Origin of the sequence: Variovorax monticola (genome assembly GCF_051216855.1) — a bacterium.
Taxonomy (GTDB): Bacteria; Pseudomonadota; Gammaproteobacteria; order Burkholderiales; family Burkholderiaceae_C; genus Variovorax.
In genome coordinates, this window is the sequence record NZ_JBPJZP010000002.1 from 187402 (window position 1) to 202280 (window position 14879).

General features: G+C 64.8%; 16 protein-coding genes. 14 read left to right on the plus strand and 2 right to left on the minus strand.

Translation table 11 applies throughout. The annotated features are described in order from the left end of the window. Position 1: 1 nt before the first annotated feature. A complete protein-coding gene (locus ACSFA5_RS06160; protein WP_435443152.1) occupies positions 2-772 on the minus strand; it encodes an SAM-dependent methyltransferase in 771 nt (256 codons plus the stop codon). Then, positions 769-1350, minus strand: coding sequence for a Maf family nucleotide pyrophosphatase (locus ACSFA5_RS06165; RefSeq protein WP_435443153.1), 582 nt, complete (start codon positions 1348-1350; stop codon positions 769-771). Before ACSFA5_RS06165 ends, ACSFA5_RS06160 begins: the two co-directional genes overlap by 4 nt. 81 nt (positions 1351-1431) lie before the next feature. On the opposite strand from ACSFA5_RS06165, the gene ACSFA5_RS06170 reads away from it, so the two are divergent. From ACSFA5_RS06170 to lepA, 14 genes are all read left to right on the plus strand, one after another. Further along, positions 1432-2001 (plus strand): YceD family protein, encoded by a 570-nt coding sequence (locus ACSFA5_RS06170; RefSeq protein WP_435443154.1) that lies wholly within the window; start codon positions 1432-1434, stop codon positions 1999-2001. Between the two features lie 146 nt (positions 2002-2147). After that, positions 2148-2330: a 50S ribosomal protein L32 gene (rpmF, locus tag ACSFA5_RS06175; RefSeq protein ID WP_007830466.1), complete on the plus strand. Its 183-nt coding sequence runs from the start codon at positions 2148-2150 to the stop codon at positions 2328-2330. A gap of 61 nt (positions 2331-2391) precedes the next feature. Continuing rightward, positions 2392-3489: a phosphate acyltransferase PlsX gene (gene plsX, locus ACSFA5_RS06180; protein WP_435443155.1), complete on the plus strand. Its 1098-nt coding sequence runs from the start codon at positions 2392-2394 to the stop codon at positions 3487-3489. Then, on the plus strand, positions 3489-4466 hold the full coding sequence (locus ACSFA5_RS06185; RefSeq protein WP_435443156.1) for a beta-ketoacyl-ACP synthase III: 978 nt from the start codon (positions 3489-3491) through the stop codon (positions 4464-4466). Before plsX ends, ACSFA5_RS06185 begins: the two co-directional genes overlap by 1 nt. A gap of 52 nt (positions 4467-4518) precedes the next feature. After that, complete coding sequence (gene fabD / locus ACSFA5_RS06190) at positions 4519-5472, plus strand: ACP S-malonyltransferase (protein WP_435444068.1); 954 nt, start codon at positions 4519-4521, stop codon at positions 5470-5472. Between the two features lie 31 nt (positions 5473-5503). Next, entirely contained in the window at positions 5504-6247 is a 744-nt protein-coding gene (gene fabG, locus ACSFA5_RS06195; RefSeq protein ID WP_435443157.1) for a 3-oxoacyl-ACP reductase FabG, read from the plus strand. A 99-nt stretch (positions 6248-6346) separates the two neighbouring features. Further along, complete coding sequence (gene acpP / locus ACSFA5_RS06200) at positions 6347-6586, plus strand: acyl carrier protein (protein ID WP_007830471.1); 240 nt, start codon at positions 6347-6349, stop codon at positions 6584-6586. 99 nt (positions 6587-6685) lie between these two features. Then, on the plus strand, positions 6686-7930 hold the full coding sequence (gene fabF, locus ACSFA5_RS06205; RefSeq protein ID WP_435443158.1) for a beta-ketoacyl-ACP synthase II: 1245 nt from the start codon (positions 6686-6688) through the stop codon (positions 7928-7930). Between the two features lie 13 nt (positions 7931-7943). Next, on the plus strand, positions 7944-8426 hold the full coding sequence (locus ACSFA5_RS06210) for a hypothetical protein (RefSeq protein WP_435443159.1): 483 nt from the start codon (positions 7944-7946) through the stop codon (positions 8424-8426). Between the two features lie 10 nt (positions 8427-8436). Continuing rightward, complete coding sequence (rpoE, locus tag ACSFA5_RS06215) at positions 8437-9111, plus strand: RNA polymerase sigma factor RpoE (RefSeq protein ID WP_435443160.1); 675 nt, start codon at positions 8437-8439, stop codon at positions 9109-9111. Positions 9112-9128: 17 nt separating this feature from the next. Further along, on the plus strand, positions 9129-9803 hold the full coding sequence (locus ACSFA5_RS06220; RefSeq protein ID WP_435443161.1) for a sigma-E factor negative regulatory protein: 675 nt from the start codon (positions 9129-9131) through the stop codon (positions 9801-9803). 25 nt (positions 9804-9828) lie between these two features. Next, the gene (locus tag ACSFA5_RS06225; RefSeq protein WP_435443162.1) at positions 9829-10911 is read left to right on the plus strand and encodes a MucB/RseB C-terminal domain-containing protein; all 1083 of its coding nucleotides are present in this window, start codon (positions 9829-9831) and stop codon (positions 10909-10911) included. Positions 10912-11029: 118 nt separating this feature from the next. After that, positions 11030-12538 (plus strand): DegQ family serine endoprotease, encoded by a 1509-nt coding sequence (locus ACSFA5_RS06230; protein WP_435443163.1) that lies wholly within the window; start codon positions 11030-11032, stop codon positions 12536-12538. 522 nt (positions 12539-13060) lie between these two features. Beyond that, positions 13061-14872 (plus strand): translation elongation factor 4, encoded by a 1812-nt coding sequence (gene lepA / locus ACSFA5_RS06235; protein WP_435443164.1) that lies wholly within the window; start codon positions 13061-13063, stop codon positions 14870-14872. Positions 14873-14879: the final 7 nt, after the last annotated feature.

The following is a 14879-nucleotide window of genomic DNA, read 5'->3' on the forward strand; positions in this document are numbered from 1 at the left end:
CTCAGCGGCCGATTGCGAACACGGCGGGCAGGCGCTCGTCTGTCGTGCCTTGTGGCTTGGTGGCACGCCAGGATTTCACGGTCTCGCTGCGCACGTGGGCGCTCGAGAGCGTCAGTCCGCGCGCCACCGCGAGCCGGGTGTTGTGCTGCAAGGTCTGCACGAGCGCCTGCAGCAGCGCCGCGTTGCGATAGGGCGTTTCGATGAACAGCTGCGTCTGGCCCGACTTGAGCGCGAGCGCCTCGAGCTCGCGGATGCGGGTCTGGCGCTCGACCGCGTCCTGCGGCAGGTAGCCGACGAAGGCGAAGTTCTGGCCGTTCAATCCGCTGGCGGCCAGCGCCAGCAGCAGCGAGACCGGGCCGGTCAGCGGTACCACCTCGATGCCCAGTTCATGCGCGGCACGTGCCACCGACGAGCCGGGGTCGGCCACCGCCGGCATGCCGGCTTCGCTGAGCAGGCCGATGTCGTGGCCTTCGAGTGCGGCGGTCATCAAGGGGCGGGCGTCGAACTGGCCGGCGTGATCGCCCTTCTTGTGCACTTCGCGCGGCAGTTCCTGGATGGCCTGCGCCTGCAAGGGAGCAGCCAGCGGCGCGACGGCGTCGATGCGTTTCAGATAGGCGCGCGCGGACTTCGCGTTTTCGCAGATCCAGTGCGTGATGCCGGCGGCCGTCTGCAGCGTGCCCAGCGGCAGGGCGTCCTGCAGCGGGGCCTGGACGTCGCAGCCGAAGTCGAGCGGCGCGGGCACGAGATAGAGCTTGCCTTTGGCTTGTGTCACAGCAGGTCGACCCCCGCGTCGCGCAGCATCCGGCAGGTGCGGATCAGCGGCAGGCCGACCAGCGCGGTCGGATCGTCGCTGTCGATGGCGCTCAGCAGCGCGATGCCCAGGCCTTCGCTCTTGGCGCTGCCGGCGCAGTCGTAGGGTTGCTCGGCTTGCAGATAGTGTTCGATGGCGGCGTCGGTCAGGTCGCGGAACACCACGCGCACGGGTGCGATGTCGCGCTGCACGAAGCCGGTGGCGTGGCACACGACGGCCACGGCCGTCTGGAAGACCAGCGTCTGGCCGCGCATGCGGCGCAGCTGGACGGTGGCGCGGGCATGGTCGCCAGGCTTGCCGAGCGCCTCGCCGGCCAGGTCGGCCACCTGGTCGGAACCGATGACCACGGCTTGCGGAAAGCGTGCAGCCACGGCGTTGGCCTTTTCCAGCGCCAGGCGCACGGCCAGGTCGTGCGGCGTTTCGCCGGGCAGGGGGGTTTCGTCGACTTCCGGCGACTGCACGTCGAAGGGCAGTCGCAGTCGGGTCAGCAGCTCGCGGCGATAGCGCGAGGTCGAGGCGAGGATCACAGGGCGTTGCATGGCGACGATTGTGCGTGAGCCGCCCGCACTCTCAGGCTTGCCCCAAGCCGGCGAGGCGTCCGGCGCGCTAGACTGGCGCGAATGAAGAGAGAATTTGCCCCCGAACGGCTCAATGTGCCCGGCTTCACCGCCGCCGCCGCCACCCTGGAAGCCGCCGACCCGGTTCCCAACTATGTACGCCTGGTCGCTGAACTGGCTGCACCGGCACCCGATGCCGTGGTTCGCTGGACCGCCAGCGGAGAAGAACGCCCCGGTGCAGACGGCAAGCCCGTGCCCTGGATGCACCTGGAGGCCGAAGCCGTCGTGCCGCTGGTGTGTCAGCGCTGCCTGTCTCCCGTGGACACCGAGATCTTCGCGGACCGCTGGTTCCGTTTCGTGGCGGACGAGGCCACTGCGGAGGCCCAGGACGACGATTCCGATGAAGATTTGCTCGTTCTGAGCCGGGAGTTCGACCTCCACACGTTGATCGAAGACGAACTGCTGATGGAAATTCCTGTCATGCCTGTGCATGACGTCTGCCCCGTCCCGGTCCAGCTGTCGTCCAGCGACGAGGACTTCCAGGCCGCCGAAGAAGCCAAGCCGAACCCCTTCGCGGTGCTCGATGGGTTGCGCTCGCGCAAGCCAGAAAATGGTCCCAAAGAGGGCGGCTAGCCCTTTCGCTCAGGCTGGGCTATAATCATGGGCTTCGCGCGCGCCGCCGTGAGCAGCAATGCAGGCAAGGACATTCCATACATGTCGCTGCATTGCCACCGCTTGAGCCCGCATCCTTTCACTCACATCACAGTCCAGGAGCCATCATGGCCGTCCAGCAAAACAAGAAGTCGCCTTCCAAGCGCGGCATGCACCGTTCCCACAATGCGCTGGTCGTGCCCGGCATCGCCGTGGAGCCGACCACCGGCGAAACGCACCTGCGTCACCACATCAGCCCCAACGGTTTCTACCGTGGCCGTCAGGTGCTCAAGAACAAGTCCGAAGCCTGATCTCGCATTCCAAGGCCAAGGCCCGAAGCTACTTCTGTCGTAGCGTCGGGCCTTTGTTTTGATGGCTACGCCTTTTCCCCCCGAAATCACCGCTGCGCCTTCTGCAATCACGCTCGCCGTGGATTGCATGGGGGGCGATCATGGGCCGCGTGTCACGCTCGCGGCCTGTCGTGCGTTTCTCGAGCGGCACAGCGAAGCCTCGTTGTTGCTGGTCGGTGCGCCGGCCGCAATGGCGGGCTTCACCGCGCATCCGCGTGCCCGCATCGTTGCTGCCAGCGAAGTGGTGGGCATGGACGACCCCATCGAGATCGCACTGCGCAAGAAGAAAGACTCTTCAATGCGCGTCGCGATCCAGCAGGTCAAGGACGGCGCCGCACAGGCCGCCATCTCCGCCGGCAACACCGGTGCCCTCATGGCGATTGCGCGTTACCTGCTCAAGACGCTCGATGGCATCGATCGCCCGGCGATCGCTCCGCAGCTTCCGAACGCCAAGGGTGGAGCAACGACCGTGCTCGACCTCGGCGCGAATGTAGATTGCGATGCCGAAGACTTGCTTCAGTTCGCGGTGCTGGGCTCGGCCCTGGTGTCGGCGCTGACGGGCAACGAGTCGCCTTCGGTCGGCTTGCTCAATATTGGCGAAGAGGCCATCAAGGGCAGCGAAACGATCAAAAAAGCGAGTCAACTGCTGCGTACGGCTGCCAACTCCAAAGATCTCAACTTCTATGGCAACGTGGAAGGCAATGACATCTTCAAGGGCACGACCGACATCGTCGTCTGCGACGGCTTCGTTGGAAACGTCGCGCTGAAGGCCAGCGAAGGCGTGGCTTCGATGATCGGCGAGTTCATTCGCGTCGAATTCTCGCGAAACGTCTTCACCAAGATGGCGGCAATTGTTGCTTACCCAGTTCTAAAAGCCTTTAAAAGCCGCTTGGATCACCGGCGGTACAACGGCGCCGCGCTGTTGGGGCTTCGCGGCCTGGTGTTCAAGAGTCACGGCTCGGCTGACGAAGTGGCTTTCGGGCATGCGCTGGATCGCGCTTATGATGCCGCTCGCAACAACCTGCTCGATCGCGTGCGGGCCCGCATCGCCCACGCCGCGCCTTTGCTCGCGCGGCAGGAACCGGCGGCGCCGGTCGACGCGACGGCCCTTCACGTTTGATGACTCCTTATTCACGCATTACCGGCACCGGCAGCTACCTGCCCCCACGCCGCGTGACCAACGACGACCTCGCCAAGGAATTGGCGGCGCGCGGCATCGAGACCTCCGATCAGTGGATCATCGAGCGCACTGGCATCCACGCACGGCACTTCGCCGCGCCGGATGTCACCAGCAGCGATCTCGCCGTCGAGGCTGCCAGGCATGCCCTGGAATCCGCCGGTCGCAAGGCCAGCGAGGTCGACCTGATCATCGTCGCGACCTCGACGCCCGACATGGTGTTTCCTTCGTCGGCCGCCATCCTTCAGCACAAGCTCGGCATCGCCGGCTGCCCTGCGTTCGACGTCCAGGCTGTCTGCAGCGGTTTCGTCTATGCGCTGACCGTCGCCGACGCGATGATCCGCACCGGCACCGCGCGCTGCGCGCTCGTGATCGGCGCGGAAGTGTTCTCCCGCATCCTCGACTTCAACGACCGCACCACCTGCGTGCTGTTCGGTGACGGCGCCGGCGCGGTGGTGCTCGAAGCCAGCGAAGAGCCCGGCATCCTGGCCAGCGACCTGCATGCCGACGGCAAGTACGTCGGCATTCTTTGCGTGCCCGGTCATGTGTCCGGCGGCAACGTGCTGGGCACGCCGCTGCTGCATATGGATGGACCGGCGGTCTTCAAGCTCGCGGTTCGCGTGCTCGAAGAAGCGGCGCGAGCCACGCTGGCGAAGGCCGGCAAGACCGAGGCCGACATCGACTGGCTCATTCCGCACCAGGCCAACATCCGCATCATGGAAGGCACGGCCAGAAAGCTGAAGCTGCCGCGCGAGAAGCTGATCGTTACGGTGCACGAGCACGGCAATACTTCGGCCGCCTCGATTCCGCTGGCGCTCGACGAAGCCGTGCGTTCCGGCAAGGTGAAGAAGGGTGAAACGCTCATGCTCGAAGGCGTGGGCGGCGGCTTCACCTGGGGCGCGGTGCTCCTGACTCTGTAGTGCGTTGCGGCGGCCCGAAAAGGGTGGCTGCATTCCAGACGACACATCCAAAATGAAATCCTTTGCTTTTGTCTTTCCGGGTCAAGGCTCGCAAGCGGTCGGCATGCTCGACGCCTGGGGCGATCACCCTGCCGTGGCCGAAGCGCTGCGTGAAGCCTCCGATGCGCTGAATGAAGACATCGGCGCGCTGATCAAGAACGGTCCCAAGGAAGAACTGGCGCTCACGACCAACACCCAGCCCGTGATGCTTGTGGCCGGCGTCGCCGTTTGGCGCGCCTGGCTCGCCGAAGGCGGGGCAACGCCTTCTGTCGTGGCCGGTCATTCGCTCGGCGAATACTCGGCGCTGGTGGCTTCGGGCGTGCTGACGCTCTCGCAGGCGGCGCCGCTGGTGCGTTTCCGCGCGCAAGCGATGCAACAGGCGGTTCCTGTGGGCGTCGGCGCGATGGCCGCGGTGCTCGGCATGGAGTCGGGCAAGGTGGTGGCGGGGTGCGCCGAAGCCACGGCCAGCTTTGGTGTGGGCAGCGCTGAAATCGTCGAGGCCGTGAATTTCAACGACCCGATGCAAACCGTGATCGCCGGCAGCAAGGCCGCAGTCGACAAGGCCTGCGAACTGCTCAAGGCCAGCGGTGCCAAGCGTGCGCTGTTGCTGCCTGTGTCGGCGCCTTTCCATTCGAGCCTCATGAAGCCTGCGGCGCAGGCGCTGCGCGAAAAACTCGCTTCAATCAAGCTGGCAGCGCCTCTGATTCCCGTGCTGAACAATATCGACGTTGCTGTCGAGACAGATGCAGACCGCATCCGCGACGCCCTGGTGCGCCAGGCCGCCGGCCCGGTTCGCTGGGTCGAGAGCGTGCAGGCCTTGAAACTGCGCGGTGTAGCCTCCATCATCGAGTGCGGTCCCGGTAAGGTGCTGGCCGGCATGGTGAAGCGCATCGCCCCCGATCTGGAGGCCGCGTCGGTGTACGACCCGGCCACGCTCGCGGACACCCGACAATCGCTCGCCGGCTGACCGGCGCCAAGGCCTCGATACTTTTTTCTTTATGAGCATTCCCAAATTCGAAGGGCAAGTCGCCCTGGTCACCGGCGCAACGCGCGGCATCGGCGCGGCCATTGCGCTGGAGCTGGCCCAGCGCGGCCTCAAGGTGGTGGGAACCGGCACCACCGACGACGGCGCTGCCAAGATCACCTCGGCGCTCAGCGCCTTCGACGGCCGCGGCCGTGCGCTCGACGTGAACGACGGTGCAGCCGTCGAGGCCCTGATCGACGAGATCGTGCAGGCCTACGGCGGGATCCACGTGCTGGTCAACAACGCCGGCATCACGCGCGACACGCTGGCCATGCGCATGAAGGACAGCGACTGGGACTCGGTGCTCGACACCAACCTCAAGGCCGTCTTCCGCCTCTCGCGCGCCGTGATCCGCCCGATGATGAAGCAGCGCTATGGCCGCATCATCAGCATCACCAGCGTGGTCGGTGCGTCCGGCAATGCTGGACAGGCCAACTACGCCGCCGCCAAGGCCGGTGTCGCGGGCATGACCCGTGCGCTGGCCCGCGAGCTCGGCAGCCGCAACATCACTGTCAACTGCGTCGCGCCCGGTTTCATCGAAACCGACATGACGGCCAGCCTTCCCGAAGCCCAGCAGCAGGCGCTGCTCCAGCAGATCCCGCTGGGCCACCTGGGCAAGCCGGCGGACATCGCGCACGCGGTGGCCTACCTCGCATCGCCCCAGGCGTCCTACGTCACGGGGCAAGAGCTGCACGTCAACGGCGGCATGCACATGTAGCCGCAAGGCGCAATCTTTTCCCGTACCGGGTGCACGGCAAATGCCACAATGCGCCCGGCTAAAATCCACAGATTACTTACAACCCTCAGAGGGAACCAAATGAGCGATATCGAAGCACGTGTCAAGAAAATCATCGCCGAGCAACTCGGCGTGGAAGAGTCTCAAGTGACGAATGAAAAGGCCTTCGTGGCCGACCTCGGCGCGGACTCGCTCGACACGGTCGAACTCGTCATGGCACTCGAAGACGAGTTCGGCATCGAGATTCCCGACGAAGACGCCGAGAAGATCACCACGGTGCAAAACGCCGTCGACTACGCCACCAAGAATCAAAAGGCCTGACAGGCCAGCTGACCACACTGCAACTGCGGCCGGCGGTTTTTCTTTGAACCGCACGCGCCGACAGGCAAGTGTTCAGCGCTTCCAGAAAGGTTTGCCGGCATGACCAAACGCCGCGTCGTCGTGACCGGACTCGGTTGCATCGCTCCTGTCGGAAACACCGCAACCGAATCCTGGGCCAACTTGTTGGCCGGGAAGTCGGGCATTGCGAACATCACCGCGTTCGATGCAACCGCCTTCGCCTGCAAGTTCGCAGGTGAGGTCAAGGGTTTCGACATCACCCAATACATCTCGGAGAAAGAAGCGCGTCACATGGACCGCTTCATTCATCTGGGGCTCGCCGCCGCCATGCAGGCGGTGCAGGACAGCGGACTGCCGACCGGCGAAGCGCTGTCCTATGAAGAAGCCGTGCGCATCGGCTGCAACATCGGCTCGGGCATCGGCGGTCTGCCGATGATCGAACAGACGCACGGCGAACTGGTCGCTCGCGGCCCGCGCCGCGTGTCGCCGTTCTTCGTGCCGGCGTCGATCATCAACATGATCTCCGGTCACGTCTCGATCAAGTACGGCTTCAAGGGCCCGAACATCGCGGTTGTCACGGCCTGCACCACCGGTCTTCATGCCATCGGCACGTCCGCTCGCATGATCGAGTACGGCGACGCCGACGTGATGATCGCCGGCGGTGCCGAGTCGACCATCTCTCCGCTGGGCATCGGCGGTTTCACCGCGCCTCGCGCGTTGAGCACGCGCAACGATGATCCCGCCACGGCTTCGCGTCCGTGGGACAAGGACCGCGACGGCTTCGTGCTGGGCGAGGGTGCCGGTGTGCTAGTGCTCGAAGAGTACGAACACGCCAAGGCGCGCGGCGCCAAGATCTACGCGGAAGTCGCGGGCTTCGGCCTGACCGGCGATGCGTATCACATGACCGCGCCCGACGTCGATGGCCCCCGCCGTTCGATGGTCATGGCGCTGGCCAACGCCGGGGTCAATGCCGATCAGGTCCAGTACCTCAATGCACACGGCACTTCCACGCAGATCGGCGACCTCAACGAGACCAACGCGGTCAAGCTGGCGTTCGGCGATCACGCGAAGAAGCTGGTCGTGAATTCGACCAAGTCCATGACCGGCCACTTGCTGGGCGGCGCGGGCGGCATCGAATCGGTGTTTACCGTGCTTGCGCTGCACGAGCAGAAGAGCCCGCCGACCATCAACATCTTCAACCAGGATCCGGAGTGCGATCTCGACTACTGCGCCAACGAGGCGCGCGATCTGAAGATCGATGTCGCGGTCAAGAACAACTTCGGCTTCGGCGGCACCAACGGCACGCTGGTGTTCAAGCGCGCTTGAGCATTGCTCTTTCATGCACAGCGCACCGTCGGTGACTTATCCGGTGGGGCGCTCGCGTGGCGCCACCCGGATTCTCCTTGTCCTTTGGGCCCTTGGCGCGAGTTGTGCGGGCGCGTCCTGCTATCTGATCGATAGCGGGGGATGGCGCCAGCTGCTGCTGGTTTTCAGTGTCGTGTTCTCCGGCGTCGCCGCGGGCTTCGGCTTGCGGCGCGATGGCGCGGGTGTCCTGCATTTCGACGGCCTGCACTGGTCGCTGACGGGTGCCCATGCGTCCCGGGGCGTGCATGCCGCCCGGGTGCTGGTGGCGCTCGATTTTCAGTCCTTGATGCTGCTTCGGCTCAGTGAGCCTGCCCGTGCCCGGCGTTGGGTCTGGGTCGAACAGCGGGCCATGCCCGAGCGCTGGCGCGATGTGCGCCGTGCTGTATATTCGCGCGCCCCGTCCACAACGCCTGCGGGCGATGCCTGGCGCGCGACGGCCCCCGCCGACGCGCCCTGAACTTTCGTCGATGACCACTTCTCCGCCGCCCGTGCCGCCGGATTCCGGCCTGACCGAGGCGCCCGCAGGGGCACCGCGTCCGGGCGAGGTCGACTTTCAGCTGGTCCAACGCACCGTCGCGGGTGATCAGAAGGCTTTCGAACTGCTGGTCATCAAGTACCAGCGCCGCATCGAGCGCCTGATCGGGCGGATGGTGCGCGATGTCGACCTGGTCGAGGACATCGCCCAGGAAACCTTCATTCGCGCCTATCGCGCGCTGCACCAATTTCGCGGCGATGCGCAGTTCTACACCTGGCTCTACCGGATCGCTGTCAATACGGCCAAGAAGGCGCTCGTGGACATGAAGCGCGATCCGACTGTCTCCGAGGCGGCCCTGAGGCCGTCTTCTGACGACGACGATGAAACTTACCGTCCTGGAAACGAACCAACCACCGACGAAACCCCCGAATCCATCCTGGCGGCGAATGAAATCGCCAGCGCTGTCGAGGCTGCCATGGACGCCCTGCCTGCTGAACTGCGGCAAGCAGTGACGCTGCGCGAGATCGAGGGCATGAGTTACGAAGAGATCGCCGAGGTCATGAATTGTCCGATCGGCACGGTGCGCTCGCGTATTTTCCGCGCGCGCGAGGCCATTTCGGCCAGGGTCAAACCCATGTTGGACAACCAGTCCGGCAAGCGTTGGTAAGCAAGCAGGTGAATGAAATGAATCAGACGATGACGGTTCGTGAACAGGTGTCCGCACTTGCGGATGGTCATTTGCAGGGCGAGGCGTTCGCGCAGGCGATCGAATCGGTCTGCGCCGGCGGCGAGGCGCGCGCGGCATGGCAGGCGTACCACGTGGCGGGCGATGTGCTGCGCTCGGGCTCGCATGCGCCGTGCAGCGACAGTTCGGCGTTTCTCGCGCGTTTTCAGCAGCGGCTGGCTGCGGAGCCCGTGGTGTCCGTTCCCGCGGCGGCGCCGGTTGCCGCGCCGTTGGCAGTGCCGGCTCAGCGCAGGGCGGAAGCGGCGAACGAGCCCGTGTTTCGCTGGAAGCTGGTGGCCGGCGCCGCGTCGTTGATGGCAGTGGCCGCCATCGGCTGGACGCTGGTGGGCAACGGTGGGGCGGTGCCGCAAGCCGGTGCCCAGATGGCGTCGGTGCAGCAACAACAGCAACCGGCGGTGAACTCGGTGCTGGCAGCGGCGGCCGTCAGCGGCGACCAGCCTGCTACCGGCACGCTCACCCCGACCCGCGTGATCGTGGGCAACGGCAACCCGCAGGTCATGTTGCGCGATCCGCGCCTCGACCAGTTGCTCGAAGCGCACCAGCAAGCCGGCGGTGCCTCGCAAATGCCTTCCGGTTTCCTGCGCAACGCCACCTTCGAGGGACCGACGCGCTGACCGCGCGCGCCCGCAGCCGCTCGCAATGACCGTTCAGATGCCGATCTCCGCACGCGCCTGCGTGCTCGTATTTGCTGCCTTGTGCATGGCGCAGACAGCGCCCGCGCAGACTCGGTCGGGTGCCGCGAATGCGAAGAGCCCCGCGGCAACGGCCCAGACGGACGAGCCGCCGGCGATGAGCGTGACCGAGTGGCTGCAGCGCATGCATGCGGGTGCCCGGCAGCGCAACTACATCGGCACCTTCGTGGTGTCGGCGCCGGGCGGCGACCTGTCGAGCGCGCGCATTTGGCATGTGCGTGACGGCGAGCACCAGATCGAGCGCATCGAGGCCCTGTCAGGGCCGCAACGCTCCACCTTCCGGCGCAATCGCAACGTCATGACCTTCCTGCCGGAAGCGAAGGTCGTCAAGGTCGAGAAGCGCGAGAACCTCGATCTGTTCCCGAATCTGCCGGACAAGCCCGATGTGTCGATCGGCGACTTCTACGACGTGCGTGCCATCGGCAAGGACCGCGTGGCGGGCTTCGATGCCGACGTGGTGCAGCTGGTGCCGCACGACGCGCTGCGTTTCGGCTATCGCATCTGGAGCGAGCGCCGTTCGGGCCTCGTGGTGAAGCTGCAGACGCTCGACAGCGATTCGCGCGTGGTGGAGCAGTCGGCGTTTTCCGAGCTGCAGCTCGACGCTCCCGTCAAGGCGCAGGCGCTTTCGCAGATGATGGCCAACACCTCGGGCTACCGCGTCGAAAAGCTGGAACTCGAGCGCAGCAATGCACAAGACGAGGGCTGGGCGCTCAAGACGCCCGTGGCCGGATTCAAGCCTCGCAGCTTCTTCCGCCGACCGACGGCGACCGGCGACAGCAGCGACAAGCCGAAACAGGATGCGACCACCGTTCAGTGGACCTTCTCCGACGGCTTGGCCTCGGTATCGCTTTTCATCGAACGGTACGACGCGGCGCGTGCTCCGCGCGATGGCGTGCTGACAATCGGGGCCACGAATGCCATCCGCCGCCGCTTGCCCGAGCCGGCCAGCGACTGGTGGCTGACTGCCGTCGGTGAAGTGCCGCAGCAGACGCTCAACGCATTCGCCCAGAGTCTTGCGCGCACGCGCTGACCGAGATGGGTCGCGATAAGCGCCAATTGAGCGCCATTGCCGATTGCGCTGAACCAAGCACGCAGCGCAGACTCACAACAATTGTTTCCAGCCGCTCTGTTCTTTTGAAAGAAAACCGATGATCTTCAAAGTCGAGGGACACAAGCTCCGTTCCGGTCTGCTGGCTGTCGCGCTCGCGCTGACAGCGAGCGCGAGTTTCCTGCCGGTGGAATCGGCCCACGCACAGACACGCACGCTGCCCGATTTCACCGACCTGGTCGATCAGGTCGGCCCGTCAGTGGTCAACATCCGCACCGTCGAGAAAGTCGCCCAGCGCGGCGGCAACGGCGAGATGGACGAGGAAATGCAGGAGTTCTTCCGCCGCTTCTTCGGCCAGCCCATTCCGGGTCAACCGGGGCAACCGGGTCAGCCGGGCCAGCCACGCTCGGGCCCGAAGCAGAGCAAGCCGGCACAGCCCCAGGAAGAAGAGCGCCCGCGCGGAGTCGGCTCCGGCTTCATCCTGACGGCAGACGGCTATGTGATGACCAATGCGCACGTGGTGGAAGACGCCTCCGAGGTGATGGTCACGCTGCCGGACAAGCGCGAGTTCAAGGCCAAGATCGTCGGTGCCGACAAGCGCACCGACGTGGCGGTGGTGAAGATCGAGGCCACGGGCCTGCCCGCGGTGAAGGTCGGAGACATCTCCAGGCTGCGCGTCGGTGAATGGGTGATGGCGATCGGCTCGCCTTTCGGCCTCGAGAACACCGTCACGGCCGGCATCGTGAGTGCCAAGCAGCGCGACACGGGCGAGTACCTGCCGTTCATCCAGACCGACGTGGCCATCAACCCCGGCAACTCCGGCGGGCCGCTGATCAACATGCGCGGCGAGGTGGTGGGCATCAACAGCCAGATCTATTCACGCTCGGGCGGCTTCATGGGCATCTCGTTCTCGATTCCTATCGACGAGGCGATCCGTGTGAGCGACCAGCTGCGCGCCACGGGCCGCGTTTCGCGCGGACGCATCGGCGTGCAGATCGACCAGGTCACCAAGGACGTGGCCGAAGCCATCGGCCTGGGCAAGGCGCAGGGCGCGCTGGTGCGTGGTGTCGAGGCGGGTTCGCCCGGCGAGAAGGCCGGTGTGGAGCCGGGCGACGTGATCACCAAGTTCGATGGCAAGGCCATCGAGAAGCCGAGCGACTTGCCGCGCCTGGTGGGCAACACCAAGCCCGGCACCAAGAGCACGCTCACGGTGTTTCGCCGCGGCGCCTCGCGCGACCTGAGCGTGACCATCGCCGAGATCGAAGCCGACAAGCCCGCCAAGCGCGCGAGCGATCGCGACGAGCCGGCGCCCAAGCCGCCGGCGTCTGCCGCGGCGAAGTCGCTGGGCCTGGCCGTGAGCGACCTGACCGATGCGCAGAAGAAGGAACTCAAGATCAAGGGTGGCGTGAAGGTCGACGCCGCCAGCGAAGGCGCAGCCCGTGCCGGCCTGCGCGAGGGCGACATCATCCTGGCAGTGGGCAACGCCGAGGTGTCGAACGCGCGGGATTTCGAGTCCGTGGTCGGCAAGGCGGACAAGAGCAAGGCGCTCAGCGTGCTGTTCCGCCGGGGCGATTGGGCGCAGTACGCCTTGATCAGGCCCGCACGCTGATCTGGCGCCGGCGTCAAGTGGCCCCACCCGGCAGTCGGGTTTGGGGCCGTTTTTTTGAGCTGTTTACGACGTTCTGATGTGACCAGTGAAAAAAATCTTGAGCCACCAAAGTCTTGATATTTGTTAGTGAAAGCTAACTTTTAAAGAGGCTAAGGACGGATTTTGGTAGAATAGGTCGCTCTTGATGGTCTGCCAGCGCATAAGGAGTGCCATGACCTTCACGATGCGAGATGTTAGACAGCAGTCCACCGGTGCTCCACAGATCGCCCACAAGTTGTTCAGCAAGTGCTCCACCGATCCTGTTGATAACCTGTTTATATCTTTGATGTTGTGGACCTGCAACGACCCCTTTGGACCCTGTTCCCGGATGTACGTGTCTCCCTTTTTGCCTACAATGAAGTTCCAACTACTGCAGTTGCCATTGCTTGTTGGTTCAGGGCGCGTCTCCAGAAGACGCGCCCTTTTTTCTTGCCCGTCGCACTCTGCGGCTGAGCCAATTCAAGTACTTAAACGTTCCCGTTGATGAATCACATCAGAAATTTTTCGATCATTGCGCACATCGACCACGGCAAGTCGACCCTCGCAGACCGTTTGATCCAGCGTTGCGGCGGCCTCGCGGAACGCGACATGGAAGCGCAGGTGCTCGACTCGATGGACATCGAAAAAGAGCGTGGGATAACCATCAAGGCGCAGACCGCCGCGCTGCACTACAAGGCACTCGATGGGCAGGTCTACAACCTCAATCTGATCGACACGCCGGGCCATGTCGACTTCTCGTATGAAGTGAGTCGCTCGCTGTCGGCATGCGAAGGCGCACTGCTCGTCGTCGACGCATCGCAAGGCGTCGAAGCGCAGACGGTCGCCAACTGCTACACCGCGCTCGACCTCGGCGTCGAGGTGATTCCGGTGCTCAACAAGATCGATCTGCCGAATGCGGATCTCGACAACGCACGCACCGAAATCGAAGACGTGATCGGCATCGACGCGACCGACGCGATTCCTTGCTCGGCGAAGACCGGCGTCGGCATCGACGAGATTCTCGAAGCCGTCATCGCCCGCATGCCCGCGCCGCGCGGCAACCCCGACGGCCCGCTGCGCGCAATGATCGTCGACAGCTGGTTCGACGCGTACGTCGGCGTCGTCATGCTGGTGCGCGTGGTCGACGGCCGGCTCGTCAAGGGCGAGCGCATCAAGATGATGGCGTCCGGCGCGATGTACAACGCCGACAGCGTGGGCGTGTTCACGCCCGGCAACGAGCCGCGCCCTTCGCTCGAAGCCGGCGAGGTGGGCTACATCATCGCGGGCATCAAGGAGTTGCAGGCGGCCAAGGTCGGTGACACCGTCACGCTGATCAGGCCCGGCACCGGTGGCGCAGCGGCCACGGCGACCGAGGCCTTGCCCGGCTTCAAGGAAATCCAGCCGCAGGTGTTCGCCGGCCTGTACCCGACCGAAGCGAGCGAGTACGACTCGCTGCGCGACGCGCTCGAAAAGCTCAAGCTCAACGATTCGTCGCTGCGCTACGAGCCCGAGGTGAGCCAGGCGCTCGGCTTCGGCTTTCGATGCGGCTTTCTCGGCCTGCTGCACATGGAGATCGTGCAGGAGCGCCTGGAGCGCGAGTTCGACCAGGACCTCATCACCACCGCGCCGAGCGTGGTCTACCAGGTGGTGCGCAACGACGGCGAAGTGATCATGGTCGAGAACCCGTCCAAGATGCCCGACGTCGGCCGGATGTCGGAAATCCGCGAGCCCATCGTCACCGTGCATCTCTACATGCCGCAGGAATACGTGGGCTCGGTGATGACGCTGGCCAACCAGAAGCGCGGCGTGCAGCTGAACATGGCCTACCACGGCCGCCAGGTCATGCTGACCTACGAGATGCCGCTGGGCGAGATCGTGCTCGACTTCTTCGACAAGCTGAAGTCGGTGAGCCGCGGCTACGCCTCGATGGACTACGAGTTCAAGGAGTACCGCGCGTCCGACGTGGTCAAGGTCGACATCCTGCTGAACGGCGAGAAGGTCGATGCGCTGTCCATCATCGTGCACCGCAGCCAGTCGCAGTACCGCGGCCGGGCCGTGGTGGCGAAGATGCGCGAGATCATTTCACGCCAGATGTACGACGTGGCGATCCAGGCGGCCATCGGGGTCACCATCATTGCGCGTGAGACAATCAAGGCGCTTCGCAAGAACGTGCTGGCCAAGTGCTACGGCGGCGACATCTCCCGCAAGAAGAAGCTGCTCGAGAAGCAGAAAGCGGGCAAGAAAAGAATGAAGCAGATCGGCTCCGTCGAGGTCCCGCAAGAGGCCTTCCTCGCGATTCTGCAAGTCGAAGACTGATCGAAAA

Excerpts from the sequence above, each read along its gene's own strand:
- ACSFA5_RS06165 (WP_435443153.1), bottom strand. The coding sequence starts at position 1,350 with ATGCAACGCCCTGTGATCCTCGCCTCGACCTCGCGCTATCGCCGCGAG.
- ACSFA5_RS06170 (WP_435443154.1), top strand. The coding sequence starts at position 1,432 with ATGAAGAGAGAATTTGCCCCCGAACGGCTCAATGTGCCCGGCTTCACC.
- rpmF (WP_007830466.1), top strand. The coding sequence starts at position 2,148 with ATGGCCGTCCAGCAAAACAAGAAGTCGCCTTCCAAGCGCGGCATGCAC.
- plsX (WP_435443155.1), top strand. The coding sequence starts at position 2,392 with ATGGCTACGCCTTTTCCCCCCGAAATCACCGCTGCGCCTTCTGCAATC.
- ACSFA5_RS06185 (WP_435443156.1), top strand. The coding sequence starts at position 3,489 with ATGACTCCTTATTCACGCATTACCGGCACCGGCAGCTACCTGCCCCCA.
- fabD (WP_435444068.1), top strand. The coding sequence starts at position 4,519 with ATGAAATCCTTTGCTTTTGTCTTTCCGGGTCAAGGCTCGCAAGCGGTC.
- fabG (WP_435443157.1), top strand. The coding sequence starts at position 5,504 with ATGAGCATTCCCAAATTCGAAGGGCAAGTCGCCCTGGTCACCGGCGCA.
- acpP (WP_007830471.1), top strand. The coding sequence starts at position 6,347 with ATGAGCGATATCGAAGCACGTGTCAAGAAAATCATCGCCGAGCAACTC.
- fabF (WP_435443158.1), top strand. The coding sequence starts at position 6,686 with ATGACCAAACGCCGCGTCGTCGTGACCGGACTCGGTTGCATCGCTCCT.
- ACSFA5_RS06210 (WP_435443159.1), top strand. The coding sequence starts at position 7,944 with ATGCACAGCGCACCGTCGGTGACTTATCCGGTGGGGCGCTCGCGTGGC.
- rpoE (WP_435443160.1), top strand. The coding sequence starts at position 8,437 with ATGACCACTTCTCCGCCGCCCGTGCCGCCGGATTCCGGCCTGACCGAG.
- ACSFA5_RS06220 (WP_435443161.1), top strand. The coding sequence starts at position 9,129 with ATGAATCAGACGATGACGGTTCGTGAACAGGTGTCCGCACTTGCGGAT.
- ACSFA5_RS06225 (WP_435443162.1), top strand. The coding sequence starts at position 9,829 with ATGACCGTTCAGATGCCGATCTCCGCACGCGCCTGCGTGCTCGTATTT.
- ACSFA5_RS06230 (WP_435443163.1), top strand. The coding sequence starts at position 11,030 with ATGATCTTCAAAGTCGAGGGACACAAGCTCCGTTCCGGTCTGCTGGCT.
- lepA (WP_435443164.1), top strand. The coding sequence starts at position 13,061 with ATGAATCACATCAGAAATTTTTCGATCATTGCGCACATCGACCACGGC.